Genomic DNA, 6,806 nt, shown 5'->3' on the forward strand with positions numbered 1-6,806 from the left:
CTCAAAATGTAGCAAAATATCAAGACTACGCAAAGATTCAGTCTAGTTTAACAACAGCATATACAACAGCTGAAGGTGTTTCAAATAAAAATGATGCAACCTTAATGAATATTCAAGATGCTACAACAGCATTACAAAATGCTATTGATAAAGCTGCTAGTGATAAAACTGAATTTGATAAAGTAAATTCAAAACTGGTTGAAGCTTATGGTGTGTTAAAAACTACATTAGAAGGTGAAGCTAAAGTTCTAGAAACATTAAATAGCGATGCATACAGCAGTATTAAAAAACACGTAGGTGATTTATATAGTGCTGCTAAAGAAATTATCACTAACACGTTACAACCTGCAAGTGCTGATGCGCTAAAAGTTGATACTGTAACAACTGTTAATAACAAAATAATTGAAGCTATAAGTGATACTTCATTAAATGCTTGAAAAACTAATGCTGATATGTATGAAAGTACATTTGGTAAACAAGTTTTAGAGAAAAGTGGTATTGTTTTACCTGAGCCTGAAATGAGCCAAGAAACTCAATCTTCTACAGCAATGAATAATGAACAACCTGCTAACTATAGTTTTGTTGGATATAGTGTTGATGTTTCAGGAGCATCTGATGATAGTGCACCAACTTGAAATTATACAAAGAGAAATATCTTTACAATCGGTGGCGCTGTAGTTGAAAATCAAAATGGTGATATGAACATACCACCTTTAACTGATGTATCTTGAATTTATAGTTTACCAAAAGGTTCTAAATATACTTTAAAATTTACTTATTACGGACCTTCTTCAGCATTTTTATACTTCCCTTATAAATTAGTTCAATCATCACGAAGCAATATGATTGGATTAGATTATTCACTAAATAGTGCGCAAGCAAAAGCTGTTGAATTTTCTGCTCCTATGAACCATTTAGAAAATGCAGATGAATCAAATCATGATACTGCAGAAACATCAACTATGAAAACAACAACTTCTTCAGAAACTGCAACTACATCTTCTGAAAAGACAACTAACCCAGCACCTGCTGTTAATGCAATTAATGTAGCCAAAGTTATGTTAACTGATTTAAAATTTGGTGATAATCAAATAGACTTTACAGTTCCTGATGCTAAAGTAGCGCCAATGTTTGGTAATTTCTATATAACTTCATCAGATGCCAACGTTGATAAAATTAACGATTCAATTTTTGGAAACACAAATATTAATGATGCTATTACAGTAAACTTATTAAAAGGTTATAATCTTGCGTCAGATTATTCAACATTTTTTGCTCAATACGATAATGCCGAATTAGACGGTAAGGATCCACAAAACAGATATCTAGTAGGATTTATCGGTGGAAACGGAACAAGAAAATTTAGTGGTAGTGGCACAAGTGTAATGACGCCATCAAATAGTGGTAAGGATAGAAATCTTATTGTTTATGTAAATGCTCCAAAAGATGGTAGCTACCATGTTAGTGGTGTTTATGTAACAGCACACAATAGAACAATTAAATTATGAACTAATGATGAAAATAATAATTTTGTTCAATTGGTTAATTTAAATTCTGGTTCAAGTAGCACTCTAAAAACTTTTGATACAAGCAAAACTACAAGCGAAGTACAAATAACAAACCCAACAATTGTCTTAAAAAAAGGTCTAAACAAAATTGTTGTTACTGGTGGAACAGCTGATGGCGGAAACGCTCCTAACATAGGTAACTTAACATTCACATTAATGCCTGCTTCAGAAAAGCAAGAAGAATAGGATGATACGCTAAGTTAGTTAAATAAAATTATTAAATAGAACATCAGTAACGATAGTTGCTGGTGTTTTTATTTTGGTTTAAAGAAAAAAAGACGCCAAAACCCTTTATTTCTAGAAGAAGAAGAAGAAGAAGAAGAAGAAGAAGAAGCTCTTATCCGTTTTGAGGTAAAACGAACACTTTTTAGGCGAAAATTATGGCGATTTATTATTTATTGAACTTTATATATTTTTTTAGTTAAGAATTTGTGTTACTTCACAAGTTCGAATTTTAACTTTAGTGAAAAGAAAAAACATATTAAAGTTTATTAGTTTATTAGGTGTTGGTTCATTTGTTAGTTTAGCTGTTGCTAGTTGTGGTCAGGCTGCTACACAAAACCCAATAAACCCTGGAAATGGAGGCCAAACACCACCTGGTGATAATACAGATGAACAAAAATTAGCAGAAGCTAAAATGACGTTAAATACATCTCTTTCTACTAAATCTGCAAATGTTGAATTATATGCTAATTATGCAAAAATTCAAAATACTCTAAATGATGCATACGCAACTGCTGAAGCAGTTTCAAGTAAAAGCAATGCAACACTAACAGAGGTAGAAAATGCTACAACTGCTTTAAAAGCCGCAATCGATGCAGCTGCTAAAGCTAAGACGGATTTTGATAGTATGCATGGTGATTTAGTTACTGCATACAACAATTTAAAAACAACATTAGATACACAAACTAAAACATTAGAAGATTTATCAGGTGAACAATTTAGTTCTATTAATAGTCATTTAACTGCTTTATATAAAGCAGGACAAGATCTTGCGACTAAAACGTTAACTCCTGCTGATGGTGGAATGCTTAATTTAGATGATGTTAAAAAAGCTAATAACGATTTAACATCTGCTCTTAATGCGCTTCCTGAACAACGAAAGAATGCTGCTACATTATTTAATAAATTTATAAAAATGGCATTAACTAAAACAGGTGTAACAGGAACTGATTCTATGCAATCTCAACCTTATAATTATAGTTATGTAGGTTACAGCGTTGATTTAACTTCTGGTCACTCGAAGCCTGAAGAAAGCGCTACTTCTGGTCAATCGGCCCCAGATCTACCAAACTGAAATTTTGCTACAAGAACAGTATGAAATTCAACTGGTAATATGCAAATTGAAACAGCATCTACTACTGAAAGTCAATTACCTGCTGCTCCACTAACTGATGTATCATGAATTTACAGTTTAACTGGTACTAATACAAAATACACACTAACATTTGATTACTTTGGCCCAACTAATGCTTTCTTATACTTCCCTTATAAGTTAGTTAAAACTACAGATAATGAAACTGTAGGATTACAATATAAACTAAATGAAAATACGACTCCTGTAGTTCTTTCGTTTGGAACAGCTGATACTGATAATGGTAAAACTCCTACAGTTAGTGATATTAATGTAGCTAAAGTTGCTTTATCAGGTTTAAAATACGGTTCTAACAAATTAGTATTTACTGCTCCAAGTGATAAAGTAGCTCCAATGATTGGTAATATGTACTTAACTACATCAGACAATGAAGTTAACAAACAATTAATTGAAAACAGCATTTTTGGTAATGAAGTAGCTACGGATAATAAAAATTCAATCACTGTTAACTTCTTAACAGGTTACAGTCTTGCAACTGATGTTTCTACTTACATTGGTGAATACACCGGAAATGATGTTAAGTTAGACAATCAAGCGCTTGGTGATAAGAAAATATATCTAGTAGGATATGCTGGTGGTACTAATGTGCGTGAAGTAACTGAATCTAATAACGAAAACAAACAAACACTTCCTAAACAAACAGATTCTACTAAGAGAACTGTGACTATTTATGTAAATGCTCCTGAAGCTGGTGAATACTTTGTAAAAGGAACAGTATCTACTGCTGCTAAGAATGTATTTAGAGATTTAATCATATCTAAAGATACATCTAATGATGAACAAAATCAAGTAAAAATTAAAAGTTTACGAACAGATAATAACAATACTATTATTACTTTTGATACTTCTGCTGTTCCTGGAAACCCAACTAGAGTTACTACAGAACCTGCAGATAAGAAAACTTTAACATTGACTAAAGGTTTGAATAAAGTTGTAGTATCATCTAACACAACAATGGAAAATAAAACGCAATCACCTAATATTGGAAACCTAACATTCACTTTAAAATCTACTCAAGAATAATTTAAAAAAACGCTAAGTTAGTTAGGCATTAAGAAATAATCTACCTACATCAGAGTCATCGTGATTCTGGTGTTTTTATTTTTGATTCATCGTATAAAAATCATTAAAACCCTTTATTTCTAGAAGAAGAAGAAGAAGAAGAAGAAGAAGAAGAAGAAGAAGAAGAAGCTCTTATTCGTTTTTGAAGTAAAACAAACACTTTTTACGCGACAATAATTCCGATTTATTATTTATTGAACTTTATATATTTTTTTAGTAAGAATTTATCGTTTTAAGTAAATTCATAAGTTTAACTTTAAGTGAAAAGTAAAAATATATTAAAGTTTATTAGTTTATTAAGTGTTGGTTCATTTGTTAGTTTAGCAGTTGCAAGCTGTGGTCAAGCTGCTAACCCAAATCCTGGAAAACCAGGAGATGGAGATCAAACACCACCAGGTCAAAAAACAGATGCTGAAAAATTAGCAGAAGCTAAAATGATGTTAAACACATCTCTTGCTACTAAATCTGCAAAAGTTGCATTATATACAGATTATGCAAAAATTCAAAATACTCTAAATGATGCATACGCAACTGCTCAAGCAGTTTCAAGTAAAAGCAATGCAACACTAACAGAGGTAGAAAATGCTACAACTGCTTTAAAAGCCGAAATCGATGCAGCTGCTAAAGCTAAGACAGATTTTGATAATGCTAATCCTGATTTAGTTAGTGCTTATGCGAATTTAAAAGAAGCTGTTAAATCAAAAAGTGATAATTTAGCAACTTTATCTAATCCAAATTACGCTACTATAAAAGCTAATCTTACTACTTTGTACAACAATGCTAACGAAATTATAGTAGATACGCTAAATCCTAATTCTGGAATAATTCCTAAAGTTGCTACTGTAAAATCTGCTAATGATGATATCGCAAATGCAATTGAACAACTTGTCAAAAGAAAGGAAAATGCAGATACGTTATCTAATAGTTTTTTAAAGAAAACGTTAGATAAACAACAATTAACAAATAATACGAAATCGCAACAACCTGTAAATTATAGTTTTGTAGGATACAATCAAAATATAAATGATATTAATTATAATTTTGCTAAAAGAATTATTTGAAAACCAGAAAACAATAGAACAAATATTTATGTAGCGCTAGAAAATCAAGATAATTTAACAGATGTATCATGAATCTATAGTTTGTCTCAAGAAGGTGCTAAATATACTTTTACTTTTGATAACTATGGACCGTCAACAGCATATTTATATTTTCCTTATAAGTTAGTTAAAACTGAAAATAATTTTGGTCTTCAATATAAGTTAAATGGGGGAGAAAATCAACAAGTTGAGTTTAAAATTGCAGCTACATCTGGTTCTGTATCAGGTACTGAATCACGAACAGAAGCAAATTCTGATGCTTCAAGTACAAACACAGCTGAAAGTTCTTCTTCAACAAGAACATTAGTTGCTTCTAATGATACGCAAACAAATGAAATTAATCCTACGCCCACAGTTAGCGATATTAATGTAGCAAAGATCACTTTATCTAATTTACTTTTCGGTCAAAACACAATTGAGTTTAGTGTTCCAACAAGTAAAGTGTCACCAATGATCGGAAACATGTATTTAACTTCATCTATTTCAGAAATTAACAAAAACAAAATTTATGATGATATTTTTGGAAATACATTAAATGATCAAGATGGTGCTGAAAAATCTGTAACAGTAGATCTGTTAAAGGGTTATAGTCTTGCAGCTGATCACTCAACATATTTTTATCAATTCATAAATTCAAATAATGCGAAAGAAAACACTCCAACTTATTTAGTTGGATTCATTGGTGGTGGAGGGGAAAGAGAAGTTAGTCGTTCAGTTTCTGTTGGAATTAAAAATCCTTCAGCTGCACTAGATGAAAGAACTCTTACAATCTACGTGAATGCTCCAGAGAAAGGTGAATATCACATTAAAGGTTCATACCTTACATCAAATAACAGAGGATTAAAATTTACTACTACAACAAGCGAGACTTCTTCTAATTCATTAACATTTACCGTTAAAGGTAAAGGAAATTGAACTACATTAGGTAATTTTGACACTGCTAAAGGTGTTGATATACAACAAACTGGATCTTCTAGTGGCGCAGAGAAAAATGCAACAAATACAATAAAATTAAATAAAGGCTTAAACAAAATTATTATTGCTGGTGGAACTGAAGATAATACCAATGCTCCATATATTGGAAACCTAACATTTACTTTAAAAAACACAACGACAGAAACTGATTCTAAAAAATAGTCAATCTGTTTAGCAAACAGCTTATAAATACAATATGAAATAAACAAATAGTTATATATTCGATTAAGTCGCTAAGTTAGTTAATTCAATTTATATCAAATCGTTATAAGCGTAAACATGAGATTTAGATAAAAATCTACTCTCATGTTTTTTTATTTAAATAAACGTTTGTAATTATTTTAATTTTCTGAATGAATGCTAAAAACCTTTAAAAGCTTTTATTTCTAGAAGAAGAAGAAGGAACGAAGCTAATTTTGTGTATCTGGATTTTTTCGAACTTTTAGTTTTTCTTAAGTAAGTTCGGAAATACATCCATTAACTCTTCATATATTCTATATCAATTTCTCAGTCTATTACTTTTCTGATTTAGTTTTTTGTACCTTGGGTTGTAACCAAAATGTACATAAAGGTCTAATAACAGTTGGTTTATGTTATTAAAAGACTTTTTAGCAGCTAGGAAACTACCAATTACTGAATTATAGTTTTCAACTATGTTGCTAGTATAAACTAATGTCCGTAAAGCTTTAGAAAAAGTAAAGAGTTTTTCTATGTTGTCCATCGCTC

Annotated in this window: 3 protein-coding genes and 1 pseudogene; 3 read left to right on the top strand and 1 reads right to left on the bottom strand. The window is 30.8% G+C overall.

From position 1 onward, the window contains the following. The 3 genes from P690_RS0102495 to P690_RS0102505 all read left to right on the top strand — a co-directional run. A partial coding sequence (locus P690_RS0102495; protein ID WP_027122209.1) for an FIVAR domain-containing protein occupies nucleotides 1-1,754 on the top strand: 1,754 nt, incomplete at its 5' end. A 277-nt stretch (nucleotides 1,755-2,031) separates the two neighbouring features. Further along, nucleotides 2,032-3,966 (top strand): FIVAR domain-containing protein, encoded by a 1,935-nt coding sequence (locus P690_RS0102500; RefSeq protein WP_027122210.1) that lies wholly within the window; start codon nucleotides 2,032-2,034, stop codon nucleotides 3,964-3,966. A 299-nt stretch (nucleotides 3,967-4,265) separates the two neighbouring features. Next, nucleotides 4,266-6,242, top strand: coding sequence for an FIVAR domain-containing protein (locus tag P690_RS0102505; RefSeq protein WP_027122211.1), 1,977 nt, complete (start codon nucleotides 4,266-4,268; stop codon nucleotides 6,240-6,242). Nucleotides 6,243-6,522: 280 nt separating this feature from the next. On the opposite strand, the pseudogene P690_RS0102510 reads toward P690_RS0102505, so the two are convergent. Then, nucleotides 6,523-6,806, bottom strand: a pseudogene (locus P690_RS0102510) (IS256 family transposase); the annotation flags it as partial.

Origin of the sequence: Mycoplasma imitans ATCC 51306 (assembly GCF_000518305.1) — a bacterium.
Taxonomy (GTDB): Bacteria; Bacillota_I; Bacilli_A; order Mycoplasmatales; family Mycoplasmoidaceae; genus Mycoplasmoides; species Mycoplasmoides imitans.